The sequence below is a fragment of the Neobacillus drentensis genome, assembly GCF_036965645.1.
Lineage (GTDB): Bacteria > Bacillota > Bacilli > Bacillales > Cytobacillaceae > Neobacillus > Neobacillus drentensis_D.
The window spans coordinates 7454-26361 of sequence record NZ_JBALPZ010000035.1 but is presented as its reverse complement, the minus strand read 5'-3'; the positions used below and the strand labels follow the sequence as shown (position 1 = coordinate 26361).

General features: G+C 35.5%; 13 protein-coding genes, 1 tRNA gene and 1 pseudogene. 5 read left to right on the top strand and 10 right to left on the bottom strand.

What is annotated here, in order from left to right:
- Positions 1-277 precede the first annotated feature (277 nt).
- The 7 genes and pseudogenes from V7266_RS07060 to V7266_RS07030 all read right to left on the bottom strand — a co-directional run bounded on the left by V7266_RS07060 (position 278) and on the right by V7266_RS07030 (position 8262).
- Complete coding sequence (locus V7266_RS07060) at positions 278-1324, bottom strand: McrC family protein (protein WP_335467010.1); 1047 nt, start codon at positions 1322-1324, stop codon at positions 278-280.
- A 1-nt stretch (position 1325) separates the two neighbouring features.
- A complete protein-coding gene (locus tag V7266_RS07055) occupies positions 1326-3884 on the bottom strand; it encodes an AAA family ATPase (RefSeq protein ID WP_335467009.1) in 2559 nt (852 codons plus the stop codon).
- A gap of 279 nt (positions 3885-4163) precedes the next feature.
- Positions 4164-4415 (bottom strand): hypothetical protein, encoded by a 252-nt coding sequence (locus V7266_RS07050; protein WP_335467007.1) that lies wholly within the window; start codon positions 4413-4415, stop codon positions 4164-4166.
- Positions 4416-4524: 109 nt separating this feature from the next.
- Positions 4525-4890: a hypothetical protein gene (locus V7266_RS07045; RefSeq protein ID WP_335467005.1), complete on the bottom strand. Its 366-nt coding sequence runs from the start codon at positions 4888-4890 to the stop codon at positions 4525-4527.
- Between the two features lie 873 nt (positions 4891-5763).
- Positions 5764-5859, bottom strand: a tRNA-Sec gene (locus V7266_RS07040).
- A 96-nt stretch (positions 5860-5955) separates the two neighbouring features.
- A pseudogene (locus V7266_RS07035) lies at positions 5956-7896 on the bottom strand (DNA/RNA helicase domain-containing protein).
- A 174-nt stretch (positions 7897-8070) separates the two neighbouring features.
- Positions 8071-8262 (bottom strand): thermonuclease family protein, encoded by a 192-nt coding sequence (locus V7266_RS07030; protein WP_335467003.1) that lies wholly within the window; start codon positions 8260-8262, stop codon positions 8071-8073.
- A gap of 515 nt (positions 8263-8777) precedes the next feature.
- Here V7266_RS07030 and V7266_RS07025 point away from each other — a divergent pair.
- A complete protein-coding gene (locus tag V7266_RS07025; protein ID WP_335467055.1) occupies positions 8778-9815 on the top strand; it encodes an LLM class flavin-dependent oxidoreductase in 1038 nt (345 codons plus the stop codon).
- Between the two features lie 170 nt (positions 9816-9985).
- On the opposite strand, the gene V7266_RS07020 is transcribed toward V7266_RS07025, so the two are convergent.
- Positions 9986-10963 (bottom strand): aldo/keto reductase, encoded by a 978-nt coding sequence (locus tag V7266_RS07020; RefSeq protein ID WP_335467001.1) that lies wholly within the window; start codon positions 10961-10963, stop codon positions 9986-9988.
- Between the two features lie 354 nt (positions 10964-11317).
- Positions 11318-13633, bottom strand: a complete 2316-nt coding sequence (locus tag V7266_RS07015; protein ID WP_335466999.1) for an OmpL47-type beta-barrel domain-containing protein — start codon at positions 13631-13633, stop codon at positions 11318-11320.
- A gap of 381 nt (positions 13634-14014) precedes the next feature.
- On the opposite strand from V7266_RS07015, the gene V7266_RS07010 reads away from it, so the two are divergent.
- Both V7266_RS07010 and V7266_RS07005 read left to right on the top strand, forming a co-directional pair.
- Positions 14015-14473, top strand: a complete 459-nt coding sequence (locus V7266_RS07010) for a BclA C-terminal domain-containing protein (RefSeq protein ID WP_335466997.1) — start codon at positions 14015-14017, stop codon at positions 14471-14473.
- Positions 14474-15277: 804 nt separating this feature from the next.
- Positions 15278-15460: a hypothetical protein gene (locus V7266_RS07005; protein WP_335466995.1), complete on the top strand. Its 183-nt coding sequence runs from the start codon at positions 15278-15280 to the stop codon at positions 15458-15460.
- 187 nt (positions 15461-15647) lie between these two features.
- Here the strand turns inward: V7266_RS07005 and V7266_RS07000 are convergent, their stop codons facing one another.
- Entirely contained in the window at positions 15648-16919 is a 1272-nt protein-coding gene (locus V7266_RS07000) for an efflux RND transporter periplasmic adaptor subunit (protein ID WP_335466993.1), read from the bottom strand.
- A gap of 369 nt (positions 16920-17288) precedes the next feature.
- On the opposite strand from V7266_RS07000, the gene V7266_RS06995 reads away from it, so the two are divergent.
- Complete coding sequence (locus V7266_RS06995; RefSeq protein ID WP_335466991.1) at positions 17289-18125, top strand: helix-turn-helix domain-containing protein; 837 nt, start codon at positions 17289-17291, stop codon at positions 18123-18125.
- Between the two features lie 64 nt (positions 18126-18189).
- Entirely contained in the window at positions 18190-18744 is a 555-nt protein-coding gene (locus tag V7266_RS06990) for an MEDS domain-containing protein (protein ID WP_335467053.1), read from the top strand.
- Positions 18745-18908: the final 164 nt, after the last annotated feature.

Genomic DNA, 18908 nt, shown 5'->3' with positions numbered 1-18908 from the left:
AGCTTACAATAAGTTTAAAAATAAAGGGATTCTGGTTAATTTAGTCAAAAAAGGGATTCTGAAGAAAAAATAGGGAATATTGGAGGCATCAATATTTATTGAGGATAGGAATATGAAAAACTAGCGGAATAAAAATATATTTTACATAAACTAGCTAATGGAATGAACCCAATTGATTATATGCCTATACCAGAGAGTTTTCTTATTGACCTAGGAGTATTCCTAAATATATAAATAAGTAGAGCAGCCCAAATAAATAAGCTGCTCTCTTTTTGTTCTACTTGTTAATATTCTCAAATCCTGATAAAAGAGAAAGCAATTTTCTTCTAATATCATGCCAGGAATCATTTAAATTTAGGGTCCTAATCTCAACCATCATTCGATCATCCCAATAAAAAGTTTCATCAACCTCCACACCATTAAACGGGTAGAGTAATATTCCCCGTAGATTCAATTCGTTTGGCTGATGCATGAGATAGGTAAACAACTGATAAAGGTTGTGACTATGAAAGGTAGCCTTCCCAAAGTTTTCTTGAAAAAGATTCTTATAAAACTTTGCATCCATAATTATTTTTTGTCTACCATCTTTATGTGTTAATGAAACATCTGTTTTCATTGTAGGCAGATGTGCTTGATTGCCTTCCAACTGCCATTGCATAATTTCTGATGTAACCCGATAATCACTTTGCTCGATTCGGTAAAAACGAAACAGGAATTTTTCAAAAATGTGGTTAAGGGAGCTCTCATCGATTTCTGCCGAAAATAAGCTCCAATTACCGTGTTTATGGGAGAGTAAAGAGAACTCATGCAATAACCGAGCCATATGAACCATGCGTTTATAATGTAGATTATGTCTTCCAAAATATATTCTTAGAAATACTTCCTTCGTAAGTGGAAGTGAATCTACCTCAGGCAAAAGTTCCAAATAAGAATAGCTGAGTTTCCTAGTCTCCTCTTTAATAAAACGATTGAAACAAATGGCTTTTAATGTGCTTTTCATAACTTGGTTCAACAAAATATTGGCTGAATATTGATCCTTCTCACAGACAACTATGGGCTGCCGAGCTACAATGTATGGCATCGAATCAGTCATCATCAACCGCCCTCCTAAATGACTGGTCGATTCTGTGAAATTAACATAATCTTTTACAATCCCGCGGCGGCTAATCGTCGCGACTTCTTTTAAAAACTGTTTGACGATAAAGTCATAAGTAATCAAATCTTCATCGATGTCATTAAGGCTCTTAACGAGTTCAGGCATTTCGTTCATATAGCTGAGCAAACAAAATAAATTCCGAATTGGAACTTTAAACAAAGGATCCATATTAAATTCCCTCAATCAATGATTCTATTACTTCAGGTCGATCAAAGAAGTACTCCTCAAGTAAAGGTCTTATTTCAAAGGTCAATATTCCACTGTACCAAACATTTTCATCCATATTTTCGGGTTTCATGGTGAAAAATGAGTGGCCAATCTCATATCCTTTTCCTAATTGAAAATCTCCCGCAATTTCTTTATTCCATTTTTCAACAGCAAACAAAATCCGATTGATCATTTGGTCGGAAACACCTGATTCCTGAATCGTTCTACTCCATTTTTCATTGAACGCAGGTTTAAGTGTGACAAAAGCAAAACGGCGGCGAAGCGCTACTTCCAATTGAGCTAAGGAACGATCTGCAGTATTCATCGTACCGATTAAATACACGTTACTTGGTACCGTGAACGGTTCTTTTGAATACCCCATGGTAACAAATTCATCACGCTTGTCCCGTTCTATCAGCATAAATAGCTCCCCAAATATTTTGGATAAATTGCCTCGATTGATTTCATCAATTATGAAATAATAGTCCTTTTCTGGATTGTTTAAAGCCCGCTGGCAAAAATCATAAAAGATTCCAAATTGCAGGGAAAATCCATGCTCATCCGGTCTATAGCCCATAATAAAATCTTCATATGCGTAATTTTGATGGAATTGAACCATTTCTACACAATCTGGATCCTTAATTCCCATTAGAGAATAAGCAAGTCGCTTAGATACGAATGTTTTCCCCACTCCCGGAGGGCCTTGAAAAATTAAGTTTTTCTTATATCTTAGTAAATTCGTAATGGTTTTGTACTCATCCTCATTGATAAATACCTCTCTTAGGAAGTCCTCCTTCGTATATTTTTGCAATTCTATTGATTGTTCTTTAGTTAAAATTTCAATAGCTTCCTTTAAATTCGGTTTTAAGCTCCAATTAAAATGATTCTCTTCATATTCACCATCAAAAATTACATCCCAATAACGATCGGTACCGTCTTCCCTTTTTGATACAACAGTATCAGTTGCTCTTAGTACTCGTTTAGCTAGCTGAACAACAGGAGAATTAAAAGAAGAGAAATGTTTCCCTAGAGCGGCTGCAAGCTTGGTAGCAGATGCCTCTCCGCCTAGCTCATACATTTTGTTTAGATAAATCATATCACTGTCTTTAAAAACCTCTTTATTTTGAAGGAGCTCAATCCATGTTTCAGTAGTGATCTCAGGCTGCATCTGTTCTCGCCCATTGCCATCTATTTCACCTGTTGCTTCCTGACCTTTAAACGCTCCCAGTACCTCCACCATTTTTTGATGAAATTCATCGTAGGAAAAAGACTCTATACTTGAGCTGATGGTTAAATTTTCCTGTCCTCTATTTGGATGCTGATCTCCATACAGTAAGCCGTAGCGAATGCCTTTTTCATCAATGGAGACAAAAAATTGAGGTGCACTTCGATGGCTGTTATATCCTTTTTCATAAACAGCGATCCAGCATTCTGACCCTCCAAAGTTTTGGTTCCAGTTAAAGCCATTTAACACTTTATCCTCTACAAAATCAAAGTCCTTAAATTCATCCATTTGCCGGATAGCTTGGTGAATTTTTCGCTGTTCTTCCTGAACCTTTTGCTTTTTATCAGCATAATACAGTTGAAAAAGAATGGTAAAATTATTCCATGCCTGCAAAATATTTTTATCGTATCGAATTTTTACTTGATCTTTAATCTGTTCCATTTCACTAAGACTAACAGAACCTGATTCAATGATTTTCTCTAAAACCATAAACTTAATAAGATTGATTTTTTCACTATTTCGATATTGTTCTAGAAGTTTATTTAATTGCTCAGAATCCAGTTCTGCGATTGTCTTTAACATCAGTTCTGGTTCACTCATAAATTCGCTCAGTTCTAATGCCATTTGGTATAAGTATTCAACCGCACTCTCTACCATAATTTGTGGATACTGCGTGCTGCAAAAGAAAAAATCCTGAATATCCAGCATCGTTAAATCTGAATAGCTAACCTTAAGATGATGAAGAGCAATTTCACACATTTGAAAATAGGTCTGATAATTATGACCTACTGTACCTAGCTTCAACTCAATTCCGAAAGATTTTTTTACATCTGTAAAAACCTCTTGCTTATACAAAGGAAATTTTTTGTAATCATAGGCAGCCAATAAATAACCGAATAAGGGAGCCCCTAAAGAAATATTGGTCAAAAAGGATTTGCCTTTTTCACGGAAATGCTCAATCCTATCTTCTAATGATTTCGTTGAATGAAATAACTGGTTCAAAAGTTCCGCTACTTCGGCAGGCTGTGCTTCAGCATATTTAACCAAGTCCTGGGTATTACTCCAATGAACAAAACTTCCAGCAGAAGGGTTTTCCTTCTGAATCTTTTTTAAGATGTCTACAACTGTGAGTTCGTTAATTTCCTGATCCCGTAAGAATTCATTTAACCGAGAAAGAATTTCTATTTTGTAAGACTCATCATAGTTTTTAGTTTCTTTAAACACTAAGTATTTTTTAAACGAAATGTCTATATATGTATCTTTTAACATGTGTTTTTGTAATAAGTCGTCGAGCATGTATTTCACCTCTAACCATATATATAAATGTATTATACCCCCTATCCTTTGACAGTATCATGCTGCGGGGGAGTTAATTGAACTCTACCTTTTTAATAGTTTCAAATATCATTACTCTTAAATTATACCTCACGAATTTCACAATATTTATACTTATGCTATTTAATAGATTGCAAAGGTTCACTTATTTATCATTATTGACTTTTATTCAATGCTTTTGTATGAAATAGCCGATCCTCTACCAAATCCTTTAATTATATCCTCTTCCATTGCTTTTATTTAGTTAAAAGTTTGTTGATCAGCCTCTTCACCATCAAATCTGTGTCTTTTCTTTCCATTTTCTTCAACAGTCTGCCACGTTAATGGTTTATATACACAAACAACCTTTTTATTTAAAATCCCCGCTACAAATTGGACTTTTTGCACTCTATTTTTGTTTGCTAACCAATTCCCTCGAGTAGCTTCATAATAATCTTTACCATCTTTATTGACAGCATTTTGTATTTTTACCGCTAGAATTTCATTTTCCACTTTTCTACCTTCTTTTTATTAGCTTTTTTATACACCTTTAATTTATTAATAAAAGTTTTAGATTGGTTTATATTTAAAGTGTTTCTTTCAATCTTTTAACAATCAATTCTTATGCTTTCAATTGTCCGTATCCAAGCGAGTTATAATATTTGATATGTTTTTCAGTAGCTTCCAACGCTAATTGAAAGGCTTTGTCCCCGAAATCCTTTCTGATATTTTCTAAAAAAAAGGCGGTTCCTAAGTTACTCATTGTTCTATGGTATTCCCTTCCCTCCATCATAGCTAAGAATTCAGTAATGTAATCTTGTGCTGATCCGGGATTCATACCGGTTTCTTTTGAAATCGCTAGTTTCCCTTCCTGACGAGTAATATTTCCAAACCACACCTTTTTGGCAACCTCATATGCAACCTCATTACATCCTTTTATATTTAACAGTTCTGAAATTCTTACCATGGTGTCCAATAAATAGTACATAGATCATAACCATATCGCGAAATCCAACAAATCGTGTATCATCAATTTGAATTAGCAATGCCTTTACTTCTGAAGGTGTGAGTTTTGGTAATGCAAAAATGATTTTTTGTTGTTTTATCCAATTAATTGTTTATAGTAATCTAATAGTGGACTACGATAGTCATTGAGAATTTTTTTAGGATTATAATAATTTTACATATATTTCACTTCATAAATGTGGAGGGTTTGGAAAGTTGATTATATTTAGAAAAAATCAAAAGGCTTTAATATGTAAATAAGTTTTTATTTCATCTTCAGGAGTTTTAATTGGTTTAAATTTTTCATGTATAGGGATTTCAATCCCCCCTTCTTGATAGCAGTGCCTCAAGAAAGCGCGATTGGTTCTGATACGAACAACAGTTATTACTTTTAATCCTTGTTCATGCAACATATAGCCAATATAATCGCGAAATAATTCAATCGTAATTTCATCATTCTGAACATCTCCTACCAAGTAATCATTAAGGTAATGAAAATGTTCATATATAGCCTTGAATTGTTGGTTTGGCTAAACCCTCAGTTTGTTTGAGAGCCATAAATCGCTCAAACATTTCAAAAAGGAGTCATCTTTTGTTCAGTTTGCATGAACCGTTTAATATTCTGTGCAACTCTCGAACCTTTCCTTTTAGTTTTCCTAATTAGAGACATCAAAAATCCACACTTTCATTCAGAATTAGGTGGATTTGACACACTAGTACTCCTATAATCAGTCGCACTAGTACTATGTAATTTCCAGAAAAAATACTGGTGACTTTTCACTCTTAAAGCATAGGTTCAACTGTTGAAATAACACTTACAAAAAAACAGCTTAAACCTGATAGGATTGAGTTTGGTTGGCGGAACTGCGTGGGAATCGAACCCACCAGACCTAGCACGCAGGTCTCAAGCAGATTTGAAGATTGTTGAGGAACCAGAACCCCATTCTGCCCCGCTTTAGTTCATCTACTTCATCAGCATCATAGTCATATTCTTGAATGTTGTATTATTGAACTAGAGTACACCAGGTTATCCTAACTATTCCTTCCTTTAATATTCTTCTCTTTCCTCCGCAATTCTTGGCCACGATTTATAAAATTCATTCTCTTCATATAATATACTGCTATTTTTAAAACGTTCATTTAAATATGCTGCCAATTCCTGATCAGTACAATACACAAAACACCCTTTTTGTCCACGTGTCATCAATGTACGATAGGTATTTCGAATAATTTCATCTGCTAGTTTTTTTGCCTTTTCTGGTTCTATCTTTAACATTTTTTTCAGACCTTTTAAAGAATTATCAGTTTTAGCTCGTTTTGAGTAATCAGTTATGACTGAACCATCCTCGTATCGCAGATCATCACCAATAATTACTCCAACATAATCAAATTCAAGTCCTTGACAAGTATGTATACATCCACATTCTCTTACTGATTCTTCATCAATCGCCCATGTAGCTGCTTCCAAGATTCCAACTCATTTTAAAATCAAATTCCGGGAACACAATATCATGGTAATCTGGATTACTTTGACCAACTTTGTCCCAATTCCAACAATAACCGGCTACAATCCGAGACTTGTTATTTTTTTATTAAGCTCTTCTACTTCTTTCCTTAGCTCCATGGGATCATCGAATACTCTAAAATCATACTGACCGCCCATAAAGTTTGCATTTGCAGTTTCCCTAATTTGAAGAACGTCATCAATCCATGCTAAATATCCATCTGACCCGTTACAACGAAACTGAGACTCCAGGTTCAAAATCGATAGATTGGCTCCAAATTCAGTAGAATATTTCTTTATCTCATCGATACTTCCTGCATCCTTTAATGTAACTCGCTGCCTTTCGTCTATAAAAAAGATGGAAAACTTTGATGCGCTTATAATTTCTTTTGTTTGATTTTCACCTAAATTTGAAAACATCCCCGATTTCTCATTTAACCTATGTGCTTCGTCTACAATCAAAGCATCGAACTCGTCCTTTGGTGCATCAATATAGCTTCCTGACCCTTTAAACAAGTTATCGATATGGCCTTTTCTGTAATCTCGCTTTAATTTTGAAGCATAAATATTTCTTGGTGCAGCATTTTTGGTTACATATTGGCAAACCATACTTTGATTGGTTAATTCAACGAGAAGGTTGATGGCAAGAACAGATTTACCTGTTCCAGGGCCTCCCGTTACATTAAAAACTTGTTTCGTATTTGTTCGAAGTGCTTCTTTTGCCATATAGATGGCTTGTTCGTAGATTACTTTTTGATCATCAATCATCACAAACTCTGGATTTCCCTTTAACATATTATTTAAGGAATCCTGTAAAGACTTTGATGGGCGGATCCGTCCATTTTCAATTTTATATAAATTTTCTTTATTATCTCCATACTGTATATACTTCTTAATAAACGCACGAAGTTTGCTCGCTTGTCCCTTAACAAATACTGGAGCCTCATTTATATAATATTGATAAACCTTATCTGTAAGAGGATCCTCCTCGCCTTGATCAATATAATTATGTAGGTAGGCACATGGATATAACGCCATTTCTTCATTCTGAGCATTTTCATTATAATCTTTTATTAAAGAAGCATATGACCAAGCTTGATAAGAGGGATGGGTAGTTTCCACCAATCCTCGGTTAATAACTGTTTTTACAATGGCTTCTTTTCCTCTAATTACTTCTACTGATTCCCACTGCTTTAGTTCTACAATGACAATTGAATTTTGTTTTCCCCGTTTACCTGAAATAAGGAAATCAACCCGCTTAGATGTATACGGTATTTTAAATTCGATTGCAACACCAGCATCTTTGGGAATCTCTTGATCACTTAACACACGGTACATATATTGCATAGAATTATCCCATGCCCGCACTTCCCGCTCATTTATACGTCCTATTTTAGAGTTATAGTTCCTTGTTATGTTATTCACTAGTTCGTCTTGAAAAACATCTTTTAGAAATTCGGATTTTGTCGCCTCATATACAATCATTTGGAATCATTCCTGACTATAATCACTTTGTAAATCATTATTTAGTTTTTTTTGGAAAATTTCAATAGTAAATTGACGAATAATCAATTTACTATGATACACAACCACAAAGCCCCACTTTGTCACAAAGTTCGGCAAACTCCAGATATTTTATTTGTTTTAGGCAGACTCTCTTCATCCCCTAAATAAATCCAGATATCTAAAGGGTGGATTAATAATATAAAGCACTCGTGCCAATCCTTCTTTTAGCAGCGTTACTTGGACTGTTTGGCCATCGACATAAACATGGGCCAAGAGTCGGCCATATCGAAAACATGAGTATCCTGTTATTAATAAAAATTTTAATTTAGTAGAACCATTTTCCATTCAAAAAGGTGAACAATGTTTGGAAAACCTTTTCACCTGTTAATATCTAATAAATCCCCATGTTTTCGTTCTTATTTCCGCAACGGAATGTCCTGCTCAATCAAAAATTTGTATATGAATTTGATGGTGAGCTTCAATCTCATCCAATCATATTCTTTTGACTTTGATTGAGCATTCTTTTGGGTCTCGCATCTTTGCACGATAAATGCCCCCTGTCGAAGCCATTAATCGAGTAGTGAGCAGCCTTACTTTCCTCTATTGTCAGTACTGAAGCTGCATCGGAAATTTGAATGCTTTTGCCACAGGCTCCAAGCACCCGCACAAGTGAATTGCATATCCGTTTTCTTATAGCCACTTTAATTATGATACCAAAATTTGAATTAAAGTCATTTTGAGTACATAGTTGTTTTAATTCAAAAATTTAATTCCCTTTTCAAAAGATTGAATACTATTAAGTAAAAGAAATTACATCGTTTTTGGAGGAGAGGAATTTGAAGGATGCTAGTCCAGGTGGTATGGAAATTGGCATTTATTCGTTAGCGGATCTATACCCCGATCCACTGACAGGGAAAACGCTCAAGCCAAAGCAGAGAATCGAAGAAATTATCGAAGCTGCAAAAATGGCGGATGAGTTAGGGCTTGATGTATTTGGCGTAGGAGAACATCACCGTTTAGATTATGCCGTGTCCTCACCGCCAGTCGTCTTATCCGCCATTTCACAAGTCACTAAGCGAATTAAACTAACCAGTGCTACGACCGTATTAACTACCGTAGACCCTGTTCGCTTATTCGAAGACTTTGCAACACTGGATCTTTTATCAAATGGGCGGGCTGAAATTATTGCAGGACGAGGGGCTTTACTAGACTCGTTTCCACTTTTCGGATACGATCTCAATCATTACGACCAATTGTTTGAGGAGCACCTCGAGCTTTTTCAAAAGCTAAATGAGAAGGAATCGGTTTCTTGGAATGGTCGTTATCGTCCTCCATTAAAGGATTCTGAAATTGCACCGCGTCCTATTCAACAAAAGATTCCAATTTGGGTAGGTGTTGGCGGGACACTCAAAAGTGCAGAACGAGCTGGTAGATTAGGTACGGGATTAGCCTTAGTGATTCTCGGCGGAGATCCAAGCTTATACAAGCCATTTATTGACCGTTACCGAGAATCCGCTTCTCAACATGGGCAAGCTCTGGAAAATTTGAAGGTTGCCGTTACCGGACACGCTTATATTTCAAAAACGAATCAGCAGGCAATAGAAGAAGCTTACCCGTATCATTCCAATTATTGGCACTATCTTAATCGTCAGCATGGGGTAAATGAGACTTTATCTAAAGCAGATTTTGAACAGATGTGTAGAAAAGAAACAGCCCTATTTGTGGGAAGCTCCCAGCAAGTTATTGAAAAGATCATGCGCCAATACGAGTTGTTTGGTCACCAGCGGTTTATGGCACAAATCGATTTCGGTGGTATGCCCTTTAAAAAGATTGCCGAGAACATAGAACGATTGGCAACTGAAGTAGCGCCTGTTATACGTAAAGAAACAAGGAAATGAATATAACAAAAAAATAAAATGGTGTGAAGTGTTTCAAAATACGGATGAATTCCATCCTTTAACTTTCTAACCAAAAAGGATAAGACCTTTATGATTAAAAGACAGCCTGAGTTGCAGCGAGGGCTGTCTTTTTCCATTAAATCAACATAGTTATTTTTTACTTCCAAAATTTAATGCAATGTAATACCTTGCTCCAAATATTCAATTTGATTTTCTGAGAATTGGATATTTTCCGCTAGTAAGCAATTATTCAATTGCTCAACCGTATAGCATCCAACAATCGGGATTGTCGAATATGGTTGCGATAATAGATAGCCCAACACTACTTGGGTAACGGTGAGCGAATGTTCTCTAGCTAGATGTTGTACTCTTTTTAACCTATTTTGGTTTTCCGAGGTGTAATACATTGGGCTTATTTGATTTTCACTAATTGTTAAGTTCCCTGAGTCCAATTTCGTAAAAATTCCTTGCGCCTGGGAGGAGTATGGGATTGCAGTTAAACTGCTTGTGACATGCATCTGCTTCATCTCCTTATCCATTGGAACAAGAGTAGGATCAGCTAATTTTTCTCTATTAACTGTGGCAAGACTCCACATCATTTGGTTTCCTGAGAATCCTTGTACCCCATGTTCTAGTGCATATTTCTGGGCTTCCATAATACGTTCTGTTTTCCAATTGGAGCAGCCAAAATAACGTATCTTTCCCGCTTTCATCTGGTCGTTTAATGTGCTTACTATTTCCCCGACACTCTTATTTTCATCATCACGATGCAGCCAATACATGTCAATGGTATCTACTTGAAGCCTCCTCAGGCTATCGTCGAGGTCTTGGACCATTTCTCCAGGGGTCATTCTAGGAATGTTCATTGTCTCAAGGAGCGGATGGGCACCTTTAGTTGTAACAATCATTTTATGACGGTTATCTCTTACTTTCATCCATTTTCCAATTGTTTTCTCACTTATACTAGATTCGATTGGGAGCCAGTTAGCATAAACCTGTGCTGTATCAATCATATTGCCCCCTTGTTCAAAATATGTATCCATTAATTTAAAGGAGTCTTCCTCATTCAACTTACTTCCCAAAGCAACTCCTCCAAGGGAAAGGAATGAACTTTCTAAATCTGTGCCTGTTATTTTTATACGTCTCATGCCTGCCTCCTAATTATTCTATTTTTATCTGAATATTTATATATTTCCATCTCTTAATTTTACAATGAATTTCTGATTTCAACAATTTAGAGTATAAATGCTAAATTTATTGCTCTTACAATTGCAGTTTCAGAATACTTTTGCCGTTTTTTAAGTTTACCAGATTCATAAAATCCCTTGATACCTTCACTTAAAATTTGTACACCGGCTACAGCCAGATTAAGTCCCTGCGTTGGGAATATTTTCTAAATAAACTTGCACCACTGCCATATTTCAAGCTACAACTATTAATAGATTTAAAAATTAATAAAAAAGCAGCAATATCATTTAGATATTACTGCCTTTTAGGGATTATTAATTTTTCGAGTTATCATGTTTAACGACAATATTTTGTTTTGAAATTATAGAGTTCCCAGCGTTATCAACAGCTTTATAAGTTACTGTGTAACTCCGGTCGCCGCTACCGCTTCTCTCAGCTCGTACTAAGAAGTCAAAATCAGGTGTACCAAATTCTGCTCCTTGTATGTCTTGAGTTGTATTTCCATCTCCGGTATCGTTATCTGCCTGGTTACTTACAATGGATACCAGTTGGACTGAAGCAACGTCGGATAAATTATCATTTGCTGAAACCGAAGCTGTTATCGGAACCAACTGGTGATTTTTATCCTTTAATATAGCTTGATCAAAAGAAACGTTTAAAGTTGGTGCGGTTTTGTCTATTTTCAATTCGACAGATTTAGCTTCTTCGATATTTCCAGCATTATCGGTGCTCCTATATTGAATCGTATTTATCCCTTCATTTATTATGCCGATGGAACCAGTATAGTCTTGCCAATCTCCACCATTCACTTTATATTCAGTGTTTGCTACACCGGATAACTCGTCGCTTGATTGTAAATTCAACGTAATTTCAGAATTATACCATCCGGCTTTAACAGGCGTGATGGAGGTGGTTGGGACCATTTTATCAACTTTTACACTCAAGCTTTTCATTGTTTCAATATTGCCGGCATTATCAATACTTCTATAGTCCACTTTATTTTTGCCTTCTTGAGAAACAGTTATAGGGCCGGAATATTCCTGCCAATCACCATTGTTTACACGATACTCTGTACGTGCCACTCCTGACAATGCATCAATCGCTGATAAAGTAACGGTAACATCTGAATTTGTCCAATTGTCACTTACCGGGCTAGCAGTTGTTACCGGGCTTGTCTTATCAATATTTATAACTGCATTCTTCATATCCTCTTCATTGCCGGTCTTATCAATACTTTTATAATTAATAGTGAAGGTTCCATCATCTATGAGACTAATAGGGCTTTGATATTTGGACCATTGCCCGTCATTCATACGATAAAGTGTTTCGGAAACTCCTGAATTGTCATCCGTTGCATTTAAGGTAGCTGTAACATTGGAGTTGTACCAGTCACCATTTTTAGGAGCAGAAGAGTCTAATGTGATATTTGTTTCGGGTTTTATATCATCACTTACTACATTAAAATTATATTCACTCATATCTGTAAATTGATAAAAATACCCATAAGCCGGCCCTCTATTGTATACAACCGTATTATAGTAAGTAAAAGCATTTTGCTGGTTATCTATGAGACTTACTTTTGCCAGTTTCCATATCCCTGGTGCGTTATATTGCCCAATACTAATTCTACCTTCATATTTTCCGGTACTAGAATGATAAGATAAATCAATATGTTCCGCCATTCCGTTTGACGAGATAAAATCTACCCCTACACTATTCACACCTGAAAGGTTATCTGTCACATTTGCAGATACTAAAACGGTATCACCGACTTTAGCACTCTTCGGTGAAACGTCCAGGCTGTTTAATTGTGGCGCTCTGACATCGGAGGTCGTCCCTGTTACAATAAAATTATATTCACTCATATCTTTTCTTTCAAAATATTGATCTTTTTCTGGAGCCCACTTGTATACATCTGTATTGTAGTAAGTAAATTCATTTTGTCGATTATCACCCATATCTATATTAGCAAGTTTCCAAGTTCCAGCCTCACCATATTGTCCAATATTGTAGCTGCCTTCGTATTTTCCTGTACCAGGGTTATAAGTTAAAGTTACATGTTTGTCTCTTCCTGACGGTGGTTCAATGGCTACTGTTACCCAACCCACGCCTGATTGATCATCGGTAATAGTTGCTGATATCAAAACGGTATCACCCGCTTTAGCATTATTAGGTGAAATGTCCAAACTGTTTAACGTTGGTGCTGTGGTATCTAAGGTAGTCCCTGTTACAACAAGATTATATTGACTCATATCCTTCATTTCGCAGTTGTTACTTGAACAAGGATTCCAACTGTACACATGCGAATTGTAATAGTAAAAATAATTTTGTTGGTTATCTGCTATTGTTATAAATTCGATTACCCAAGTCCCTGGTGGATCATATTGTCCAATTATGAAACTTCCTTCAAATTTTCCTGTACTAGAGTTATAGGATAAAGTAACATCCTTTCCTCTTCCTCCTGCCATAATGCCTATATTGACATAATTAACCCCTGAAAGGTCATCTGTAACATTTGCTGTAACTATGACCTTATCGCCTAGAGCTGCACTTTCGGTTGAAATATTTAAGCTGTTTAATGTTGGCGGTGTATTATCAACCTGTGCAAAACTTTTCGTTGCTGGAGTCAATAATGATAAAACTAGTAATAAAACCACAATTTGAGGCTGAAATCCCTTCCTCAAAAAAAGCATATCAAAACTTCCTTCCCTTATTTTATATANNATTAATTTGTTAATTACTTCCTCAAAAATAAACCTCCTTACTCATTTTTCTCTTACATTTAATTATAACTTAGATTTTATAAAAGCTTTGTCATTTCTGTGAATTTTTTTGAAGCTAAACAGTTTTACTAACTGAAATACTGAATTATTTACTAACTTCCCTTCTTAAAGGGTACGTAAAGACCAACACAAAATGTAAGAAAGAAATCTCAAATTTCATTATCGTACAAGCATTTCTTACACGCTCCAATATCATATATTAATAGATTGAAAAGGTGGTGAAAAAAATTGCCGGAACGAAATGGGAAGAAATCACAAGCGGCCTATGGTTATATTACTCTGGTCGGTACAGATGCTATACTGGTAGAACCAAATGAGAATATTCACTTTAACCAACATGGCTCATTAAAAAATATACGATTTTCCCGGCAAAACGGTACATTAACCGTTTTAGAATCGGGAGACTATAAGATTGAATATACTTTGCTAATCGATGGTCCTGCCTCAACTTCGGTATATGGGATTTTCTTAAATCATTCTTTGGTTCCTGATAGCCTAACCAACTTTGGGATCACAAGACAAGTGAATAATGCTACGCTAATGCTTATAGGACAAGCTATTATCCCTATTCAAAAAAATTCAACCATTGCGCTTATAAATATAGGAGAGGCAACAGACACCCTATTGCCTATTTTGCAGAACAAAAGTATAAATGCTGCATCATTATCGATTGTGAAACTTAGTTGATCCTGATGTCTTACAACTGAAGAACAAAAGGGACCACAGATTTTGGTGTGGTCCCTGGTTACGTGTTCTCCGTTTAAATTTTTCACGAGTTATGCGAATCATCATAACCCGGCTTGTTTAGCCCGAAGAGCTGCTTCTGTATTATCAAAAGCATTTGGATATCTCCTTATAAGAGGGTCACTCCAAGTGTCCAAAGATAAAAGAAAAAGGGTGAACACCTTCAACTGGTGTTTCACCCTTTTAATTATCCTATACATATTGTTCTTCAATATAAAATCTTGTGTTTTGCAGAATCCTTTTTAAGTATCTCCATTTTGTGTTTGAAAATCTTGATAAAACGGTATGTTATTTATGTTATATAAGGTTGTATTTTCCCGATTTATTTCCGTACTTTTCCAACTGTTACTCTTCGTGTGCAGCAAAATATAATAATTCACTAATATTTGCCCATGCATTTAGGTATTCATATTTTTCCATGGTTACACCTCCTCTGCATATGGATCGGGTTCAGCTAACTTCTTTCCATCAAAAGTCCCATACTGTCTTACATTCCTATAGACTGTATCTACCCCTTTTCCACTAGATGAAACCGTTATTTGTTCATTCTTTCGAAAAAGTTCAATCCATTTCCGCGTTTGTCAGGTGTTGGTCAAGATAAACACTCGAAAATGCGGTAATCTCAGGGCGCCCATCTAATTAGGTATGCAGCGTACGATTTATTTCAAAGTGTAGTGGAAGAATGAACTCTACGCAGCGTAATTACATAAATATATATTGAAGTTCTATAAATGGAGGTATGGTACTATGTTGAATGAGTTACTGGATGCGAAATTGTCGTTATCACGCATTAAGTCGGAGGTCCTGAATTTAGCAGGGGAGCTGCTGGCGAATGAATCTGCGGATAGGGGCTTTGCCATTAAACGACTGCTTGAAATCGTGCAGTTTCTTGAGAATGGCGACGTTAAGACCAAAGATATCAAATTATAAAACTCCGATGTTGAAAAATCGTGAGCTAATTTGAAACGTCAAAACCCAAGTGATAAATGACCGGACCTGGGTGTCTGGTCATTTTTTACTTGGGTTTTGTCCAATAATTTATTATTTAAAATTAAGACACGTATTATCTCATAAAATTCTGTATAATGATTTATTTCGTAATGGACCAGATTATTGCTTAATTAAGCTTAATTAATGTACCAAGGTGAACAATCCAGGATGGATTTACTCCTACTTTGTCTTCACCTTTTAACCCCTTAAGAATCGCAACCCATTGACCACTTTTTTGACCAGTTTCTACCTTTTGTTTATGTAGAATTCCTTTCTTTAGTACAAATACATACGTCGATTTTCCAATCCTTATGATACTCGTTTCAGGAACTGCCAGTAATTGTTTTGACTGCAGAACTACGTCCAGAGAGGTAGAGTAGCCAGGATATAGACCTTTTTGTGAATCAAGACTTGCTGTAAAAGAATAGGATGGAATCGATTCAGGTTGTGAATCTTTATCCTTATTAACCGGTTCTTTATAGGTAGGATAATCACTGACCTCCGTTATTTTCCCGTTCCACTTCTTATTGGCAACTACATTAGAAGTGACGGTTATCGGTTGGCCTGGTGTAATTTTCGCTTTTTCTGCTTCAGTTAGCTTTCCTTCCATTTTAAACGGTTCATTAGAAGCGATTTCCATGATAGCTAATTGCTGATTTTCTTTTGCTTGGAAACCTTGCCCTACATTTTGGTTCAAGTTAACAATCACACCTGCAGTATTGCTAGAGACAATGAATGAATCGAGCTCGGCTTTGAGCTTTTCAGCCTCCAATGTATATTTCTCTACCTTTAATTCTGCTGCACGAAGGTCAGCTTTTGCTGTATTTAGTTCAGCATTAAGTGAACTTATTGATTGATCAGCTATATTATTATCTGGTTCAACCACATCAGTTAGATTGGTTGTATCGGTGGTAATGGTTGCGTTACTTGTACTAGGTGTAGAAGTAGACTCAGCTTCCAGTAAATCCAGTTCTAACGAAGTGATTTGCTCTTCCAGCTGTTTAACACTCGTTTCTGCTAATTGTTTATTTATTTCTGCTTGTCCCAGTTCTGCCTTTAATGCTGAGCCTTCATAAGAAAAGAGCTGTTGTCCTTTCGCAACCGTTTCCCCTTCTTTTACAAAAATCTCTTTTATCGATCCTTTTGATGCATTTACATAAATCGTATCAGTATGACTCTGTACAACACGGGCCGACACTGTTTTTGTTTTCATAAATGTTTGTTCTGTTGTAGGAATAAATACGAACTTATTTATATCCCTTTTATACAATTCAAGCATCGCTAAACTTAACATAACAAAAATAAGTATAAGAACCAGGATTCCAAGTACAATCAATTTCTTATGACGCGGGGTACGTGCTTGTTCTTTTTCTGTACCAATTCTCTTTGCTGTTTCCATAACCCTACCCTTTCTAACTAGATTATTAGCGAATTTTGCGATAAACTGTAAAACAAATTACTACTATATTGTCTAATTTTTACAAGTAAGTTTCAAGGTATATTTTAGATTATTCATTAATTATCTATTTTCCCTTTGATTCAATAGAAGGAATCGCGGTGGACACGTTCAATTATCTACTTTAATAACTTAAAAGGTACCAAGCGGAGTCACAGAAAAACGAAGAAGAGACAATCCATAAAAGCGTTTGGAGTGCATTTACCTTTTAATAACCAGAAACTGAAATAAATTACAGTAGTTAAGCTGTTGAACCTATGTTTTAATAGGAAGATAGTTTTATTTTGTTCTTTTAGCTGCGAGGTGTTCATAATGGTGCGAATAGAGGAAAATAGTAAGAGAAGCTGGTTGAGTCATATACGCAAAAATAAAGGAATGACTCAAGAGCAAGTTGCCTCAAGCTCCTTTATTGATAGATCTTATTATTCGCAGATAGAAAGTGGAAAACGAAGCCCTGGTCTAAATGTTGCTAAAAACATAGCAAAGGTGTTGAATTTTGACCCACTACAATTCTTCAAGGATGATCAAAATATCAGTTTACTTGAAGACACAGACTTAAACAAAGATATTTATGAACGCATTAAAAAACTAGACAGTGGACGAGTAGTCTACCTTTATAGCAATTATGAAAATTACTTGCAACATGCTATTTCGTTCCTTTTAATAGGTGTTAGCAAAAATACTCATTGCTTTTTGATTGATAATCCAGATAGTATGTCACAGATTAACAAAGGATTATTAACGAATCTAACCATAGGTGAAATCAATAAACAAATACATTTCATAAATTTGGAAGATTTTAAGAAACCAAAAACTGAAGTCGTTGTTGATCATTTAATCAAGATATTTAAAAAGATGGATGATAGGGAGTCCATCTATTTATGGTCGCACGAGCAACATGACGATTCTGATAACTGGATATGCCAGTTACAAAAACGTTTAATTTCAGAGGATATCAAATTAAGGAATAAAAAGATTTTAATTGTGTGCTCAAACAATGCTGCTATCGTATCTGCAGGAACACACATCAAAATGATGAGAGAATGTCCTTATCTCATGACCGATACTGAAATAGTCGAATCTCCCTTGTACCATTCAAATCAAAATTCGAGGATATTCCCCTCTCTTTTTATTCAGGAGAATATGTAGAACCGTTTACAATTGGCCATTTATTGGATAGAAATTTTTATAAAGAGGTGTTAACTTGACTAAGATGTTTCAATTATCAAATGATCTGGAAGTGAACAATTCAGCACATATATTGTATTTTTTTGAGGACCATAGTAGCTATCTTAATAATATGATTGCTTATATGAAAGCGGGAATTGAAAGAAATCACCATCTTCTGATCATTGAAAATACCTATTTATACAACGAGGCTGTAAAGAAAATTAATAAATTATTTCCAAATGAAGCTAGAAAGTTTATTCACTATATAGATAATTACTTTTTTTATCGTTGTTACGGTGATTTTCATATTCACAGTATTGTTGAACACTTTAGTGAAATATTAACTCCCTTTTTCAATGAAAAAATGAATATTCGTACATGGGCTCATGTAGAGTGGAAGGAACAAGATGACATTTCAAGTAAACTTGAAGAATTTGAACATCTAGCTGACTGCAGCGTAAACGAATTGGGTCTTATGTCAGTATGTGCTTACTCTGCTTCGGATGTGTCTGCGTCTCTTCAGACTAGAATGATGAGGAGTCATGAATATCTTATGACAGATAAAGAGTTGGTTCGGTCTTCCTTATATAGAAATTAAGTTTTCAGAAGTTATTATTGCCATCATCTGTGGTCTTTCTCGTTTAAATATGGATTTTCTTCAAAATCAGCTTATTCCTTAACAATCTTAGGAAACCAATTGATTGAGGAAATGCTTTTTTTAATAAAAAAACTCTTTAGGTCACCCCTCAAATATTTGTAGAA